A 17,903-nucleotide genomic window follows, 5' to 3' on the forward strand; every position below is an offset into this window, starting at 1 on the left:
ATGATTCCGTTATGAAGGCTGCTTATCATGCTCGTGCACTAAGTGGCCGATCGACAGGGACACATCTGTGAGTCTGCAGGTATGACGTTGCTACAGACCGGTTGAATAACATATCACCACCACGGCTTCCCGCTTCTGATCTGTCGTTGATACTTTTGGCGAGAGCCATCTGAAGCGCTTCATTATCCAGCATGGCTTCTGCAGGTAACTTCTTGAACCGAGCATTATCATCTTCAAGCGACTTAAGGTGCTTAACCTCAGGCTCTTCCATACCAGCATACTTTTTACAACAGGCGAAAAATGTTGTGTTGGAAATTGCGTGCTTATGACAGAGTTCGCGGGCAGCAAACCAGATATCTCAAAAGCACATGGAAAATAAAACGGGCCTATTTACAAGGAGATTTCCCCACAGGGTATTTGATATGCTCAAGGAACCTTAATTAGAACCCTGGATGTTTAACATCTATGCATAAGGAAATGTCCGTGTCTGTACCCACCTTCGATAAGTTTATTGAACCTGTACTGCGTTTCCTGGCCAGCAGGCCTGATGGTGTCGCTGCACGCGAAGTGCATGAGGCAGCAGCAGATACCCTCAAGCTGGATGAGCTTCAACGCGCCGATGTTCTCGCCAGCGGTCAGTTAACCTATAAAAATCGCGCTGGCTGGGCGCACGATCGTCTCAAGCGCGCTGGTTTATCGCAAAGTCTGTCACGGGGAAAATGGTGCCTTACACCAGAAGGCTTTAGCTGGGTTCTTGCACATCCTCAACCACTGACCAGGGAGGATGTCACTCATCTGGCGTTTGATTTTATTGGCGTCAGGTTAAAACAGCAGCCAGATGCCGTAGATCTTGATCCGCAACCTGAGCCGCTCAGTACAGAAGATCTGGCACTGAGCAGCCCTGATGACAGACTGGAGCAGGCATTAAATGAGCTACGTAATGCTGTCGCGGATGAGTTACTGGAGAATCTTAAACAGGTTTCCCCGGCGCGGTTTGAGGTGATTGTTCTCGATGTGCTGCATCGCCTTGGTTATGGTGGACACCGCGATGATCTCCAGCGTGTGGGTGGTTCTGGTGATGGCGGCATTGATGGCATTATCTCGCTGGATAAGCTGGGGCTGGAAAAAGTCTATGTGCAGGCGAAGCGCTGGCAAAGTACTGTAGGTCGTCCTGAGCTTCAGGCCTTTTATGGTGCGCTGGCAGGGCAAAAAGCCAGGCGTGGGGTGTTTATCACCACATCAGGTTTTACCTCTCAGGCACGTGACTTTGCCCGCGCAGTAGAGGGAATGGTGCTGGTAGACGGGCTGCGTCTTGTTCATCTGATGATTGAAAACGAGGTGGGCGTTTCTTCGCGGTTGCTGCGTGTACCTAAGCTGGATATGGATTATTTCGAGTGATGCAGATGGCACCGTAGTGTTATGTCGTGTCGCACCCGACTTGAGTAACCTGATAAAAAGTTACCTGTGGGTGGTTTTTTCAAGCCTGGAATCTCGCTTATGGCCGCCCGTTAGGTTATCCCTCACAACCTCAGGGCAAGTCACATTACGTTTGTTCTGAACCAATATACCGCCATCAGCACCGCGATGTTCAGCACCACACTGATCATGAAGTAACGTCTGAATGGCTGTTTCTGCGTTTTATGACGAAAGATATGCTGACCGGCAATCGCTCCAGGCCATCCGCCTGCAAATCCGAACAGCAGCAAGGTGGATTCAGGTACCCGGCGCCAGGCTTTGCGCGCAGCCAGTTTATCCGCGCCATAAATAAGAAACGTCAGCACACTGGCAAGCAGAAACCACATCACCAGGGGGTGAGGCAGGAGAGTGCTGCCCATCGCCGTTAAGGCCATAAGCAGGTAACACAACAGATTCAGTTTCATTTAATCAGCACTGTGGCTCTCACTCAGAAAAGAATGCCAACTATACCCGATATCTGGCAGTGGCTGGAAAGCTAAGGCACTGGGGTGAAGATAATAAAAGTAAAAATGATGCACCGGTAATCCCCCTTTACAGGCGGGATACACTCTCTGATTTGCAGTTTTATTTATTATTAACTTTTATACAGTAAAGAATTTAACCACTGCTCATCCTGACGTCCGGGACGTTTATCCCCTGTGATCCAGCTATCTGTCATAGCGTTCCACTTCCGCCACTTCTTCAGACCGATCGCTGAACATTCAGGCGAACCGGAAAACAAGCCCGCCCCTGCACAGCCTGGCTTACGCCCCGTATCCCATCACCTGCAACAGATGCTGCGCCTGCTGCACGGCTTCCTGGCGGTGTGCCACGCCCAGCTTTTGATACAGATTTCGAATATGGGTTTTGATCGTCGTTGAGGCGACGTCAAGTTCCCCGGCGATCTGATCGTTGCTGTAGCCGGAGTAGATCAGCCCCAGCACCTGCCATTCACGCTGGGTGAGCGGGCTGGTGCGGATCAGTTCAGGCACCTGTGGATGGGTCAGCAGCTTATTGACAAAACCTTCGTCGAAATGCGCGAACTTGTGGCGATGGTGCTGATTAATCTCGCGTAAAATCTGCTGGGCGCGGCGCTGCTCAAGGTCGGGCAGCAGGTTGAGCTGAATCAGCTGGCGCAGCTGCTGTGCCATCATCTCGCCTTCGATCACAAAGTGGCTGATAAACCCGGTACGGTTCGCCAGCCCCAGCGCTTCAATCAGGGCGCGCTGTGCTTCATCTTTGCGGCCGGTGTGCCAGTAAAGCAGATTACTCAGCAGCAGATTGCGGTTCAGGTCGCTGGTCAGGCGCAGCTGGCGCGCATTCTGATTCAGCTCATCCAGCACCACTTCGGCTTCATCAAACTTCTCCAGCAAAATCTGCATGCGGGCAATATTACGCCACTGGCCCTGCTGGAAGTGGTTGTCTGCCATATCGGGCTTGCGTGCCTGTTGCAGCCACTGCCGCGCGGCCGCTTTATCATCGGTCATCTGCCAGTAAGTGACCCGAGGTTTATCGGCGTTGGTCAGCCAGTCGATATGATATTGCCCGGTTTTTAACAGCGCTTCGCAACGCTGCAAATGATGATGAGCATTATCAAGCTGGCCGCGCGCCAGCGAGCACTTCGCCAGCATCGCCAGGCACTGTAGCTGCTGCTGGGGCTGGAAGTTGGTCAGTACTTCAAGGCCCTGGCGTGCCGCATCTTCGGCATCGTCGAGGCGCGACCACGACCACAGCAGCTGCGAACGCAGACGCAGTAAAAACTCATGCATCGGCAGCTGTTCCAGATGCTGCTCGCGCACCAGTTCAAAGGCGCGCTCCTGCATCTCAAAGGCCGCCTGCAAGAATCCCTGGGCGATCAGAATCTCGCTCTGCTGTAGCAGCGCCCAAAGCGCGTAGTGATAGGCTTCGTGGCGGAGCGCAATCTGCTCCGTCTGCTGCATCAGCGGCAGGGCGCGGGCGAGGTCGCCTTTACAGTGCTGAATCTCTCCGGTCACCGAGGTGGCAACAATCCGGCTGTAGAAACTCTCATAGGGCAGAAAACGCAGCGCTTCGGCGGCCAGCTGTTCCGCTTCATCCTGGCGTCCGTCATTGATGGCTACCTGCGCACGCAGCGCATTAAACTCGGCGTTCAGATCCTCATCCATCACGATATTACGCTTTAGCATCTCGCTCTCTGCCTGCGCCAGCAGGGTGTCGACCTCCGCGTAACGATGCTGGCTCTGGGCCAGCCACGCCTGTAGCAGCACCAGCTTAGGGTTCTGGATCAGACGGTCGTAGGGTAGCGCAGCCAGACACTCTTCCAGCAGGGCCAGCTCGCTCTGATTAAACAGCGACCAGGCGTGTTGCAGCATAATATCGCGCAGCATATCGATATCATCGGCCCCCAGGGCATGATGAATCGCCTCCGCCGGGAACCCCTGTGACAGCCAGCCCTCTGCGGCGGCACGGTGGATGGCAGGCAGCTCATTCGCCAGCTCCCACTGGCAGCGCTGACGCAGGAAGGAGGCAAATAAAGGATGGAAGTTGAACCATTCGCCGGTGTCATCCATACGGTGGATAAACAGGCCCTGGCGCTCTAACTCTTCCAGGCGCTGCTGACCATTGTCACCGCCGGTCAGGCGCACAATCAGGGCATCATTCATCGAGCGCAGCAGCGAGCAGCGCAGCAGGAAATCACGGGTCGGTGCATCCACGCGATCCAGCACTTCATCAACCAGATAATCTGAAAGATGGCTGGCGTTCAGGCCCGAAAGCTTGCGGGCAGACTGCTGCGTTGACTGCCGTGAAGGCGTGCTGGACTGGCGTGCCGAAAGTGCGATCAGCTGTAAGGCGGTGGCCCAACCGGCGACGTCATCACACAGGCGGCTGCTGTCAGCCTGGTCGATGGGATCCTTCAGGCGGTTGTCGAAAAATTGCTGAGTCTCAGGGTGAGTAAACGCCAGATGCGTGGCATTCAGTTCGAGCAGCTGCTCGCGCACGCGCAGGTTGGCGATGCCTAACGGCGGCAGGGTGCGTGAAAGTACCACCAGTGAGAGGTTCTCAGGCTGATGTCGTAAAAAGAAGCGCATCCCTTCATGGATCGCATCGTTAGAAATCAGATGATAATCATCGATCACCAGCAGCAGCGGGCGGTGCCAGTCGGACAGCTCAACAAACAGCTGGGCGAACAGCGCCGACAGGCTGGCGTACTGATGCTTCAGGCTCAGTGCTTCGCTTTTTACGCAGTGGCCGCCGCTGGCCTGTTGAACCGCAGCGATCAGATAGCTGGCAAAACGCTCCGGCAGGTTGTCGCTTTCATCAAGGGAATACCAGCCCAGATCGCTCTTACCCGCGGCCCAGTGTGCCACCAGCGTCGTCTTGCCATAGCCTGCCGGGCTGGCGACCAGGGTCAGACGATAGTTGGGTGCCGACGAGAGCTTTGTCAGCAGTCGATCGCGCACGACGGTATTTTGCTGCCGCACCGGGCGGCTCAGTTTTGATGGGATCAGCATTTTTATCGATTCTTTTGACGATTGTCAGAGAGCGTAATAATTATTTCGCAGCGTGTAATTAATCACTTTTTCTAAAGTCCTCCTTTGAAACATCGAATGCAACAATGTTACGTATTTACATGCTGTTAACTTGCTCTGCATCACATTTCTAAAGACAAATTTTTAACCACACCCCCTGACCGCCTCTCTCCTCCGGCTACGCCCCGTTTCTCCTCCCTGTCTAATTTTTAACAGGAGGATGTTGCGCGTTATTGAAGGCTTCAGCATAGCGTTTATAAACAACCCATTTTTCTTACGAATTCCCGGATAAAGAGGCATGTGATGCAGGTGACTTTAGATAAAACGCAGTTTCTCGCCGCGCTAAAACGCCAGTGGCAGGGATTTGGTTTGCAGCAGGCACAGGATATGACGCCCCACCAGTGGTGGCAGGCAACCAGTGCAGCGCTATCAGAACAGCTGAGTGCGCAGCCAGCGCCAGAGGTAACTGAACAGCCACAGCGGCATGTGAACTATATCTCGATGGAATTTTTGATTGGCCGCCTGACTGCCAACAATCTGATTAACCTCGGCTGGTATGAAACGGTGAATCAGGCGCTGAAAGAGCAGGGCGCAGATCTGGCCGATGTGCTGGAGCAGGAAACTGACCCGGCGCTGGGTAATGGCGGGCTGGGGCGTCTGGCCGCCTGTTTCCTCGATTCGATGGCCACCGTCGGGCAGCCAGCCACCGGTTACGGATTAAATTATCAGTACGGCCTGTTCCGTCAGTCGTTTAAAGATGGTCAGCAGCAGGAAGCTCCGGATAACTGGCATCGCGAGAGCTATCCGTGGTTCAGCCACAACAGCGCGCTGTCGGTGGATGTCGCCTTTGGCGGCAAACTGGTGAAGGATGCGCAGGGCGCTGAACAGTGGCAGCCTGAGTTTACGCTGCGCGGTGAAGCATGGGATCTGCCGGTGGTGGGGTATAAAAATGGTGTCACCCAGCCGCTGCGCCTGTGGCAGGCCACCGATGTGCATCCGTTCGATCTCACCCTGTTTAACGACGGTGCTTTCCTCAAGGCGGAGCAAAAAGGCATCGATGCCGCGAAGCTCACCAAAGTGCTCTATCCGAATGACAACCACGCCGCCGGGAAACGTCTGCGCCTGATGCAGCAGTATTTCCAGTGCGCCTGTTCGGTGGCGGATATTCTGCGTCGTCATCATTTCCTCGGCCGTAAAATCCAGGATCTGCCTGCATACGAGGTGATCCAGCTAAACGATACCCATCCGACCATTGCTATCCCGGAGCTGCTGCGTATTCTGCTCGACGAGCATCAGCTGGAGTGGGATGCCGCCTGGGCGATCGTCCAGAACACCTTCGCCTACACCAACCATACGCTGATGCCGGAAGCGCTGGAGTGCTGGGATGAGAAGCTGGTACGCAGCCTGCTGCCGCGTCACTTCTCGCTGATCAAAGCCATTAATGCCCGCTTTAAAAAAGTGGTGGAAAAACAGTGGCCGGGCGACAAAGCGGTGTGGGAAAAACTCTCGGTACATCAGAACCGTCAGGTGCGTATGGCGAACCTGTGCGTGGTCAGCGGCTTTGCGGTAAACGGCGTTGCGGCGCTGCACTCCGAGCTGGTGGTGAAAGATCTGTTCCCGGAATATCACCAGCTGTGGCCGAATAAATTCCACAACGTCACCAACGGCATTACCCCGCGCCGCTGGCTGAAACAGTGCAACCCGGCGCTCTCATCGCTGATTGATGAGACATTAAAAACCGAATGGGTTAACCATCTGGATGCGCTGCAAGGGCTGGAAAGTTCTGTAGAGGATGCGGCTTTCTGCCAGCGTTATCAGCAGATTAAGCGCGAGAATAAGATCAAGCTCGCCGCCTATGTTAAGCAGGTAATGGGGCTGACGCTGAATCCGGATGCAATTTTCGACGTGCAGATCAAACGCCTGCATGAATATAAGCGCCAGCATCTCAATCTGCTGCATATTCTCTCGCTCTATCGCCAGCTGCGCGATAATCCGGAAATGGATATGGTGCCGCGTGTCTTCCTGTTTGGCGCCAAAGCCGCGCCGGGCTACTACCTGGCAAAAAATATTATTTACGCCATTAACCAGGCTGCGGAGAAGATCAATAACGATCCGCTGGTGCGCGATCGTCTGAAAGTGGTGTTTATTCCGGATTACCGCGTATCAGTGGCGGAGCTGATGATCCCGGCTGCGGATGTTTCCGAGCAGATCTCTACCGCAGGTAAAGAGGCTTCCGGCACCGGTAATATGAAGCTGGCGCTGAACGGTGCGCTGACCGTCGGCACGCTGGACGGGGCCAACGTGGAGATCGCCGAGCAGGTGGGCGAAGAGAATATCTTTATCTTTGGCAACACCGTCGATCAGGTTAAAGCGCTGCTGGCCGGGGGCTACGATCCGCTGAAAATCCGTAAAAAAGATAAGCATCTGGATGCGATCCTCAAAGAGCTGGAAAACGGCTTCTTCAGCAACGGTGACAAGCAGGCGTTCAGCCTGATGCTCGACAGCCTGCTCGGCGGCGGCGATCCTTACCTGGTGCTGGCCGACTTCGCGGATTACTGCGCTGCGCAGCAGAAAGTTGATGTTCTGTACCGCGATCGCGACGAGTGGACGCGCAAAACCATTCTTAATACCGCCCGCGTAGGGATGTTCAGCTCTGATCGTTCTATCCGCGATTATCAGCAGCGCATCTGGCAGGCGAAACGCTAAGGAGTCCCCATGGAGAACAACACACTGGAGCAGGCCGCCAGGGATGCGGGGATATCTTCCGGTTTTATTAATGCGCACGGTCAGCCGCAGGCGATTGCGCCGGAAACTAAACGTGAGTTGCTATCGGCGATGGGCTGGGGGGCGGATCGCCGCCAGCAGTCCACCCCGGTTCCGGCGGTAAAAGTCTTTGTTACCGGTCACCGCCTGGCGCTGCCGATCGAGGGTGATGGTGAATATCACTGGACGTTGCAGCTGGAAAGCGGCACGACGCAGCGCGGCCGTATCAGCGGTAAAATGACGCTGGCGCTGGCGGGGAAAATCCCGCCGGGTTATCACCAGCTGACCCTGACGCAGGATGAGCAGGAGTGGCACTGCCGGGTGATTGTTGCCCCAAAGCGCTGCTATGAACCGGATGCACTGCTGGCCGGTAAAAAACTGTGGGGAGCCTGCGTGCAGCTCTATACGCTGCGCTCGGAAAATAACTGGGGTATTGGTGATTTTGGCGATCTCAATCTGCTGCTGAAAAATATTGCCGAGCGCGGGGGGGCTTTTGTTGGCCTGAATCCGATCCATGCGCTCTATCCGGCCAATCCGGCGGCGGCCAGCCCCTACAGCCCGTCGTCGCGTAGCTGGTTGAATGTGATCTATATCGACGTCAATGCGGTAGATGACTTCAGGCAGAGCGAGGCGGCCCAGCGCTGGTGGCAGCTGCCGCAGACCCGGCAGCGCTTGAAGGCGGTGCGGGCCAGCGAATGGGTGGATTACGCCGATGTGATGCCGTTGAAGCTGGAAGGGCTGCGGCTGGCGTACGCGCATTTCCTCGGGCGTAAGGCGCAGGATGCGCAGGTCAAATCCCTGGCAAACTTTACCCGGCAGGGCGGAGAGAGCCTCTATTTACAGGCTGCTTTCGACGCCCTCTACGCACACCTGGCCAAAGAGAGCGATGTGGCCCTCGGCTGGAACCACTGGCCTGAGCAGTATCATGATGCCCGTGGCCCGGCCGTGCGGGCGTTCTGCGAGCAGCATGCGCAGGAAGTGGAGTTTTATCTGTGGCTGCAATGGCTGGCGGAAACGCAGTTCGCGAAGTGCTATCACACCAGCCAGCAGCAGGAGATGTCGATGGGGCTGTATCGCGATCTGGCGGTAGGCGTCGTTGGCGGAGGCGCGGAAACCTGGGGCGATGGCGAGCTGTACTGCCTGAAAGCATCGGTTGGTGCGCCGCCGGATATCCTCGGCCCGCTGGGGCAGAACTGGGATCTGCGCCCGATGGATCCGCATGTGATGGTCAAACGCGGCTATCAGCCCTTTATCGATCTGCTGCGCGCCAATATGACCAGCTGCGGCGCGTTGCGTATTGATCATGTGATGGCGCTGCTGCGCCTGTGGTGGATCCCGGCAGGAGAAACGGCGGACAAAGGGGCCTATGTTCACTACCCGGTTGACGATCTGCTGGCGATCCTCGCGCTGGAGAGCCAGCGTCATCGCTGTATGGTGATCGGCGAAGATCTGGGTACCGTGCCAGCGGAGATCGTCAGCAAACTACGCGAGGGAGGGGTCTACTCTTACAAGGTGCTCTATTTTGAGCGCGATGAGGAGAACAACTTCCGTGCGCCGCAGTCCTATCCGGTGCAGGCGATGGCGACCATTACCACGCATGACCTGCCTACGCTGCGCGGTTACTGGCAGAGTGACGATCTGACGCTGGGGAAAACGCTCGGGCTGTACCGTGATGAAGCCGTATTGCAGGAGCTGTATGCGGATCGGGCACGGGCGCGTCAGGGCTTACTCGACGGGCTACATCATTACGACTGCATTCCGAGGAAGACCGGGCGTCATGCGGATCTGATGGCGATGACGCCGGTAATTAATCGTGGGTTACAGCGCTATGTTGCTGACAGCGCCTGCGCGCTGCTCGGGCTGCAACCGGAGGACTGGCTTGATATGGATACGCCAGTCAACGTGCCGGGAACCAGCAATGAATATCCTAACTGGCGGCGTAAGCTTTCCCATTCGCTCGAAGAGATGTTTGCCGATGAGCAGGTTAATAAGCTGATTAAAGACCTGGATAAACGGCGGCGTAAAGTCTCCGTGAGCTGAGGCAATAAGTGATGAAAAAAGGGTTTCTCCTGGGGAGGAACCCTTTTTTTTGGGTAGAAATCATAAGTGTCAGACGTTGACAGAAGCGCGAGGCGGCAAGCGTCTGGTCTTAGCAGGATGCTCCTGTAAACACGTCCTGGTGGTTTGACGGCCCGTCTTACAGGGTGGCAGAGCTGTCGCAGATAGGTCTGACATTAAGCGGGTGCTGAGATTTTTCATCGTTGTTGCTGGTGGAAGTAACTCATCTTATTCAGGCATAAAAAAAGGCGGCTTTTTCAGCCGCCCAAGACACAGGGATTCAAACAAGTCATACACCCATTGCTGGGATTAAGCGCATACGTTCTTACATCCGCTAACCTTTCACCCCGCCGGCCGTTAAGCCACCCACCAGCCAGCGCTGTGCAATCAGGAACACCGCAGTAATCGGGATGGCCGAGAGGATAGCGGCAGCGGCAAAGTCGCCCCACAGATAGTTTTGCGGGTTGAGATACTGCTGCATACCTACCGCCAGCGTGTAGCTGTTCACATCGCGCAGCAGCAGTGAGGCCACCGGCACTTCGGTAATGGCGGCAATAAAGGACAGAATAAACACCACCGCCAGAATCGGTACCGATAGCGGCAGCAGCACCAGACGGAAAGCCTGCCACGGTGAGGCACCGTCAAGGGCGGCGGCTTCCTCCAGTGAGCCGTCGATGGTTTCGAAATAGCCTTTAATCGTCCACACATGCAGGGCGATACCGCCCATATAGGCGAAGATAACGCCGCCGTGGGTGTTCAGCCCGAGGAACGGCACGTAAATGCCGAGACGATCGAAGAGGGCGTAGAGCGCCACCAGCGACAGCACTGCCGGGAACATCTGGAAGATCAGCATCCCTTTCAGCAGCGAGCTTTTGCCACGGAATTTCATGCGGGCAAAGGCGTAGGCACAGGTGGTGGAAAGCGCCACGATCCCCACGGCGGTGATCCCGGCGATCTTGATCGAGTTCCACAGCCACAGCATGACCGGGAACGGCGGCGGGGTCAGGCTACCGTCGCTGTTGGTTACCGCGATCCCCAGCGCCAGCTTCCAGTGATCCCACGACACCTGATCCGGGATCAGGCTCCCCGTGGCAAAGTTACCCGGCCGCAGGGAGATGGTAAATACCATCAGCAGCGGGAACAGGATCAGCGCCAGAAAGCACAGCAGCAGCAGATGCGTTACCAGCAATCTCACTTTTTGCGACCTTGGTTTTACCATTGGCATTGTCTGTTTCTCCTCAGTCGAATTTCATACGTGACGCTTTCAGATTGACGATAGCCAGCGCACCAACCAGCAGGAAGATCAGCGTGGCAATCGCGGCCGCCAGACCGAAGTCCTGTCCGCCGCCGCCCTCAAAGGCGATGCGATAGGTGTAGCTCACCAGCAGGTCGGTATGTCCGGCTGGCGTGGTGGTGCCAAGCATATCCGGGCCGCCGTTGGTCAACAGCTGAATCAGCACAAAGTTATTAAAGTTAAAGGCAAAGCTGGCGATCATCAGCGGTGTCAGAGGCTTGATCAGCAGAGGCAGCGTAATGCGGAAGAAGTTCTGCATTGGTGTGGCACCGTCCATTGCCGAAGCCTCGTAGAGATCGTCCGGAATGGCCTTCAGCAGCCCCATGCAGAGGATCATCATGTACGGATACCCGAGCCAGGTATTGACGATAATAATCATGCTTTTTGCCGTCCACGGGTCGCTGAACCACGATGGTTTTATGCCAAACAGCGCATCCAGCATCAGGTTGATTTCCCCGAAGCTCTGGTTGAATAATCCTTTGAAAATCAGAATCGAGATAAACGCCGGAACCGCATAAGGCAGGATCAGCAGGATACGGTAAGCCGCTTTGCCTTTCAGCTCCTCCCACTGCACCACACAGGCCAGCACCATGCCGACGGCGACGGTCAGCACTACGGTCAGCAGCGCAAAGACAATCGTCCAGACGAAGATCGACAGGAAGGGCTTCTGGATACCTTCGTCGTGCAGTACGCGCAGGAAGTTGCCCCAGCCGATACCGACGGTAAAGCCGGGGCTGAGTTTTTCTGCCTGCCACTCGCCCTGCGGGTTGATCGCCTGATAAAAACCGCTCTCCATATTCGGCCGGTAGACCACGCCGGTCTGCGCATCAGTCAGCTGTTGATTCTCTTTATTGAGCTGGTAGAGCGGCTGCGTGCCGGAGAACTGGCGTAAAGAACTCATACGCAGCGTTGTACCATCGGGCAGCCGGGCCATTAACCGGGCCAGCGCCTGACGGTTCTGGGTGATGATGCGCAGCCCGGCTTTTTCCCCGTTGGGAAGGGGCTTTGGCGTCATCTCCAGGGTTTGTGGCGCGGCAGCGTTAAAGGCAAAAGGAGGAGAAACCAGAGTTTCGCTGCTGTCGGGGGAACTGAGCGCCAGCTGCCACTGCTCGCCCGCCGGATACAGGGCAAAGTTCAGCGCTTTACCGCCCTGGAATTCACGCCCCATCAGCACCGACTGCGCGCGTTCAAACGTCAGCTGGTTAGTGCTGCTGTAGTTGGTGAAGGCAATCGCAATAGTACAAATCAGCGGGAACAGAACAAATAACGACATCCCGGCGAGGCCAGGATAGACATAACGCCACGAATAGGCGCGGCGGTTACCATAAATATAGAGGCCGGTACTGGAGAGAATCAGTGCCATCACGGCAAAGAGGTATTCACCCTGCGCATACATCAGCACGATCAGATAACCGGTTAAGCAGGCGAGCAGGCCGATGGCCAGCCATTTAATCGCCTGACTCAGCGGCCATTTTTTTTGAGCGGTCAGACCGGTTTGGGCTACTGGCATAGGGGCTATCCTTGTAGTAACGGCAGGGAGCCTGCTGGCTCCGCGCCGTTTATTTCATTACCTGAGCAACATCAGTCACTGCACTTTCACTATTTGGTAATGCGTGTCTCAACATCTTTCAGCGCCTGCTGAACGGTCTGACGGCCATTCACTGCGTTGATGATGGCGCTGCGTTCGGCATACCAGAAGGCGCTCATCTGCGGGATGTTTGGCATGATTTCCCCGTTTTTAGAGTTCGTCATGGTAGCCGCGATGCGTGGGTCTTTTTCCAGCTGCTCCTGGTAAGACTTCAGCGCAACCGCGCCCAGCGGTTTGTCTTTGTTTACTAAGGCGAGGCCATCATTGGTGATGAGGTAGTTTTCCAGGAACTCTTTCGCCAGCTCTTTATTCGGGCTGGCGGCATTGATACCCGCAGTCAGTACGCCAACAAACGGTTTAGACGGTTTGCCGTGGAAGGTTGGCAGCGTTGCTACCCCATAGTTGATTTTGCTCTTATCGAGGTTTGACCAGGCCCATGGGCCGTCGATAGTCATTGCGGTCTGGCCTTTGTTAAAGGCGGCTTCGGCAATGGAGTAGTCGGTATCGGCGTTGATATGTTTGTTTTTCACTAAATCAATAATGAATTGCAGGCCAGCTTTGGAACCTTCGTTGTTTACGCCGGTGTCTTTAATGTTGTATTTGCCGTTCTCATATTTGTACGCATAACCGCCATCAGCGGCGATGATTGGCCAGGTGAAGTAGGGTTCCTGTAAGTTCCACATAATGGCGCTTTTGCCTTTCGCGCGCAGTGAAGTGTCCAGCGCCGGGATCTCTTCCCAGGTTTTTGGCGCGTCTTTGATCAGGTCTTTGTTGTAAATCAGCGACAACGCTTCTACGGCGACCGGATACCCGATCAGCTTACCGTTAAAGGTAACGGCGTCCCAGGTGAAGGGGAACAGCTTGTCTTTAAACGCCTTATCCGGAGTGACCTCAGTCAGCAGACCGGACTGCGCGTAGCCGCCAAAGCGGTCGTGTGCCCAGAAAATGATGTCAGGGCCGCCGCCGGTGGCAGCAACCTGCGGGTATTTCTCTTCCAGCTTATCCGGGTGCTCTACCGTAACTTTAATGCCGGTGTCTTTTTCAAATTTCTTACCGACTTCTGCCAGGCCATTATAGCCCTTGTCACCGTTGATCCAGATGACCAGCTTCCCTTCTTCTATTTTGGCAAAAACAGAAGATGACATAACCAGCGTAGCGAGTGCGGTGAGTGCCAGAGTTTGTTTAACGACTTTTTTAATGAAAGGAGCCTTGATGCTGAGAGTCATAATCCAATCCTTTTTCCTGTTAGGAGTCGGTTTTTTTCATGTCACAGACGGAATGACAGGGTACCGCGCCAGTGTGGATTCAACCCGGCCAGGCTTCATCATCCCCCCCTCTACGCCCCCGTCTCTCAGAGTGTGATCTCACCGACACTCTCAGGCGTTATGTGGTTTAACACACAAAATGTTGCTTCATTTTTTGCAACTGCGATCACGAATTTGAGAGTTGCTGTGAACTTTTAGCCGACGTTAAGAACAGTTCGTCCTCCCTGCGCCTACCCCGTGAAAAACTTTGTTACGGATGATTACGCTTAACCGCTAATCCTTCACTCTTCGTTGCATCGAGTTGCAAGTACAGGAGTTCAGGATGGCGAGCGTTTCCCTTAACAGCGTGTACAAAGCCTTTGGCAAAACTGTGATTTCCAGCGACATCAATCTGGAAATAGATGAAGGCGAATTCGTGGTGTTTGTCGGGCCTTCCGGCTGCGGTAAATCAACGCTTCTGCGCATGATTGCCGGACTGGAAGACATTACTTCCGGCGAACTGAAGATCGGCGATAAACGCATGAATGAAGTGCCGCCCGCAGAGCGTGGTATCGGCATGGTTTTCCAGTCTTATGCGTTGTACCCCCACCTGTCGGTGGCAGAGAACATGTCTTTCGGCCTGAAGCTGGCCGGGGCCAAAAAAACAGAAATCAATCAGCGGGTGAACCAGGTTTCAGAGGTGTTGCAGCTGGCGCACTTGCTGGATCGCCGTCCCAAAGCCCTCTCTGGCGGTCAGCGTCAGCGCGTGGCGATTGGCCGTACGCTGGTGGCTGAACCAACGGTATTCCTGCTGGATGAACCGCTCTCTAACCTGGATGCCGCCCTGCGTGTCCAGATGCGAATTGAGATCTCACGCCTGCATAAGCGCCTGAAGCGCACCATGATTTACGTCACCCACGATCAGGTCGAAGCGATGACGCTGGCCGACAAAATTGTGGTGCTCGACGCCGGGCATATCGCGCAGGTTGGCAAGCCTCTTGAGCTTTATCACTACCCGGCTAACCGCTTTGTCGCCGGATTTATCGGCTCACCAAAAATGAATTTCCTGCCGGTAAAAGTCACCGCTACCGAACCCGAACGTGTGCAGGTTGAGCTGCCAAACCGCCAGCTGGTCTGGCTGCCGGTAGAGGGCGTGGACGTCACGGTGGGCAGCAATCTGTCGCTGGGGGTTCGCCCTGAACATCTGCTGCCAGGGGAGGTCGCCGAAGTGACGCTTTCCGGTGAAGTGCAGGTCGTTGAGCAGCTGGGCAATGAAACCCAGATTCATATCCAAATTCCGGCAATTCGTCAGAACCTGGTGTACCGCCAGAATGACGTGGTGCTGGTAGAAGAAGGTGCAACATTCGCCATCGGTTTGCCGCCACACCGTTGTCATCTGTTCCGTGAGGATGGAACAGCATGTCGTCGGTTACACCCGGAACCCGGCGTTTAAAGCACGCGATCCCCTACAGGAGAAAATGATGAGAACAATGCGTATTGCTTCCCTGTCACTGGCAGTGGCTGCTGGAATCCTTTCTACACAAGCAATGGCTGTTGATTTTACCGGCTATGCACGTTCGGGCATTGGCTGGTCTGGCAGCGGCGGCGAGCAGCAATGTTTCAAAGCAACGGGTGCAGACAGTAAATACCGTCTGGGTAACGAATGTGAAACCTATGCTGAGTTAAAACTGGGCCAGGAAGTGTGGAAAGAGGGGGATAAAAGCTTCTACTTTGATACCAACGTGGCCTATTCCGTTTCACAGCAGAATGACTGGGAGTCAACCGATCCGGCTTTCCGCGAAGCTAACGTGAAAGGGAAAAACCTGATCGAATGGCTGCCAGGTTCAACCATGTGGGCCGGTAAGCGTTTCTACCAGCGTCATGACGTTCATATGATCGACTTCTACTACTGGGATATTTCTGGCCCGGGTGCAGGTCTGGAAGATGTTGATCTCGGCTTTGGTAAGCTGTCAATCGCTGCAACCCGTAATACCGAGAGCGGCGGATCATTTGGTTATATTGCCGACCAGCGTAATGAAGTTGCCACCTCCAATGACGTGTTTGACGTGCGTCTGGCAGGGCTGAACACCAACCCGGGCGGCGTGCTGGAGATAGGTGTGGATTACGGTCGTGCCAATGCCCGTGACGGCTACTCGCTGGCAGACGATGCCACCAAAGATGGCTGGCTGTTGACGGCAGAACACACGCAGAGCATTTACAACGGCTTCAACAAGTTTGTTGTGCAGTATGCGGCTGACTCTATGACCGATCCAGGGCAGGGTGCAGCAAACGGCCACTCAAATGGTTCAGCGATCAATAACAACGGCAGCATGGTGCGCTTGCTTGACCACGGCGCCATTGATTTCAACGATACCTGGAGCCTGATGTATGTGGGTATGTACCAGGATGTTGATCGCGATAACAACAACGGTACTACCTGGTATACCGTAGGTGTGCGCCCGATGTACAAATGGACGCCAATTATGAGCACCCTGCTGGAAGTCGGCTACGATAACGTTAAGTCCCAGCGCACCGGCGATAAAAACGGCCAGTATAAAGTGACCCTTGCCCAGCAGTGGCAGGCAGGTAACAGCATCTGGTCACGTCCGGCAATCCGCGTGTTTGCAACTTATGCGAACTGGGATGAAAAATGGGGCTATGACACTGATACCGGCACCAGCAACGGTTTAGCGATGAACGATACCAGTGCACGTACCTTTAGCCGTGGTAACGACGACGAAGTGACCTTTGGCGCTCAAATGGAAATCTGGTGGTAAACCTCTTCATCCTTTGAGCCGCAGATGCGTTGGCTGCCCGTGTGCGCCCCGGTTACGTAGCGATCTGCGCTCCCGGGGAGTTATTTGGTTGCCCTCTTCCTGCAACTCAAATGATGTTGAGTTAAGCGATCGGGTCGAAGAGTGATAGAAAGAAGTGCAGGCTGGCGGTGGATAGCCGCCAGCTTTTATGGTGATCAAAAGGAAATAACGATGAGAAAAAATCTGCTGTCACTGTGTTTGTCGCTGAGTCTGTTGGCTGCGGCACCTGCTGTGGTGTATGCCGCGCAGGTTGATGCGAATACCGCGCCCGCTATTTCCAGCCAGGTGTTACGTAATCTTTCATGGACGCCGCTGGTACCGCCGGTGACGCAGGACGTGACGCTTGGCACCTCCAGCGTAGAAATTAATCAGGGCGATATTCAGGGAGCCGTGGCGGCGTTTGCGCTGCCAGCTGACCGTGGATCGCTTGAGATCACCCTGAGCAGTATTGCCACCGGTAAAACGGTGTATGCCCCGAATGTACTGGTGCTGGATGAGCAGATGCGTCCTGCCGCTTTTTATCCCTCCAGCTACTTCCCTTATCAGCAGCCGGGCATCGTTTCCAGCGATCGTCTGGAGGGCACGATGAAACTGACGCCAGCACTGGGTCAGAAACAAATTTTCCTGCTGGTATATACCACGCGTCAGGATCTCTCTGAGACAACGCAGATGGTTAACCCGGCAAAAGCCTTTGCGGCGGGCGTGGGTAATGCCGTGCCGGATATTCCGGATCCGATTGCGCGCCATACGCCAACCGGCACTTTAAGCCTTAAAGTCAGCGCGGAGCAGAAAACAGGTAACGTGATGATTGGTCAGATCTTCCCGTCATCCGCACCGGCGGCGACTACACCCGTCGTGGTTGGCAATACCGCACCTGCTGCGGCTGCACCAGCGAAACCAGGTGAGCCGATGCTTGACGACTCTGAAAGCTACTTTAACGATGCAATTAAGAAAGCCGTCAAAGCGGGGAATGTTGATAAAGCGCTGAAACTGCTGGATGAAGCGGAGCGCCTGGGATCAAAAACCGCACGTAAAACCTTTATCGACAGCGTTAAACGCTGACCATACGACGGGGCAGACTCAGCCCCATCTCATATTGCCTGAGGGCAATTTGTTGATACCCGGCCCTGCTAAATAGCGGGGCCAGCCTTTCAGGCACAGCTACGGGCGTTCTAA

General features: G+C 55.0%; 11 protein-coding genes and 1 pseudogene. 6 read left to right on the forward strand and 6 right to left on the reverse strand.

The features are described from left to right. Positions 1 to 93 precede the first annotated feature (93 nt). Positions 94 to 346 (reverse strand): annotated as a pseudogene (locus tag GN242_RS02705) (IS3 family transposase); the annotation flags it as partial. Between the two features lie 137 nt (positions 347 to 483). Here GN242_RS02705 and GN242_RS02710 point away from each other — a divergent pair. Continuing rightward, positions 484 to 1,398: a restriction endonuclease gene (locus GN242_RS02710; RefSeq protein ID WP_156286871.1), complete on the forward strand. Its 915-nt coding sequence runs from the start codon at positions 484 to 486 to the stop codon at positions 1,396 to 1,398. Between the two features lie 140 nt (positions 1,399 to 1,538). On the opposite strand, the gene GN242_RS02715 is transcribed toward GN242_RS02710, so the two are convergent. Both GN242_RS02715 and malT read right to left on the reverse strand, forming a co-directional pair. Next, positions 1,539 to 1,880 (reverse strand): DUF1294 domain-containing protein, encoded by a 342-nt coding sequence (locus tag GN242_RS02715; RefSeq protein WP_156286872.1) that lies wholly within the window; start codon positions 1,878 to 1,880, stop codon positions 1,539 to 1,541. A gap of 339 nt (positions 1,881 to 2,219) precedes the next feature. Further along, the gene (gene malT, locus GN242_RS02720) at positions 2,220 to 4,946 is read right to left on the reverse strand and encodes an HTH-type transcriptional regulator MalT (RefSeq protein WP_154753070.1); all 2,727 of its coding nucleotides are present in this window, start codon (positions 4,944 to 4,946) and stop codon (positions 2,220 to 2,222) included. Positions 4,947 to 5,267: 321 nt separating this feature from the next. Between malT and malP the strand changes: the two genes are divergently transcribed. Both malP and malQ read left to right on the forward strand, forming a co-directional pair. Beyond that, positions 5,268 to 7,670: a maltodextrin phosphorylase gene (malP, locus tag GN242_RS02725; protein ID WP_154753069.1), complete on the forward strand. Its 2,403-nt coding sequence runs from the start codon at positions 5,268 to 5,270 to the stop codon at positions 7,668 to 7,670. A gap of 9 nt (positions 7,671 to 7,679) precedes the next feature. Then, the gene (gene malQ / locus GN242_RS02730) at positions 7,680 to 9,767 is read left to right on the forward strand and encodes a 4-alpha-glucanotransferase (RefSeq protein WP_154753068.1); all 2,088 of its coding nucleotides are present in this window, start codon (positions 7,680 to 7,682) and stop codon (positions 9,765 to 9,767) included. 352 nt (positions 9,768 to 10,119) lie between these two features. Here the strand turns inward: malQ and malG are convergent, their stop codons facing one another. The 3 genes from malG to malE all read right to left on the reverse strand — a co-directional run bounded on the left by malG (position 10,120) and on the right by malE (position 13,893). Next, positions 10,120 to 11,010, reverse strand: coding sequence for a maltose ABC transporter permease MalG (malG, locus tag GN242_RS02735; RefSeq protein WP_154753067.1), 891 nt, complete (start codon positions 11,008 to 11,010; stop codon positions 10,120 to 10,122). A gap of 13 nt (positions 11,011 to 11,023) precedes the next feature. Beyond that, positions 11,024 to 12,589 (reverse strand): maltose ABC transporter permease MalF, encoded by a 1,566-nt coding sequence (malF, locus tag GN242_RS02740; protein WP_154753066.1) that lies wholly within the window; start codon positions 12,587 to 12,589, stop codon positions 11,024 to 11,026. A gap of 89 nt (positions 12,590 to 12,678) precedes the next feature. After that, on the reverse strand, positions 12,679 to 13,893 hold the full coding sequence (gene malE, locus GN242_RS02745; protein WP_154753065.1) for a maltose/maltodextrin ABC transporter substrate-binding protein MalE: 1,215 nt from the start codon (positions 13,891 to 13,893) through the stop codon (positions 12,679 to 12,681). A 361-nt stretch (positions 13,894 to 14,254) separates the two neighbouring features. On the opposite strand from malE, the gene malK reads away from it, so the two are divergent. The 3 genes from malK to malM all read left to right on the forward strand — a co-directional run bounded on the left by malK (position 14,255) and on the right by malM (position 17,789). Continuing rightward, positions 14,255 to 15,364 (forward strand): maltose/maltodextrin ABC transporter ATP-binding protein MalK, encoded by a 1,110-nt coding sequence (gene malK / locus GN242_RS02750; protein WP_154753064.1) that lies wholly within the window; start codon positions 14,255 to 14,257, stop codon positions 15,362 to 15,364. A gap of 25 nt (positions 15,365 to 15,389) precedes the next feature. Beyond that, positions 15,390 to 16,688, forward strand: a complete 1,299-nt coding sequence (locus GN242_RS02755; RefSeq protein WP_195918363.1) for a maltoporin — start codon at positions 15,390 to 15,392, stop codon at positions 16,686 to 16,688. A 210-nt stretch (positions 16,689 to 16,898) separates the two neighbouring features. Then, complete coding sequence (malM, locus tag GN242_RS02760) at positions 16,899 to 17,789, forward strand: maltose operon protein MalM (protein WP_156286873.1); 891 nt, start codon at positions 16,899 to 16,901, stop codon at positions 17,787 to 17,789. Positions 17,790 to 17,903 lie beyond the last annotated feature (114 nt).

The organism is Erwinia sorbitola, from assembly GCF_009738185.1.
GTDB classification, from domain to species: Bacteria; Pseudomonadota; Gammaproteobacteria; order Enterobacterales; family Enterobacteriaceae; genus Erwinia; species Erwinia sorbitola.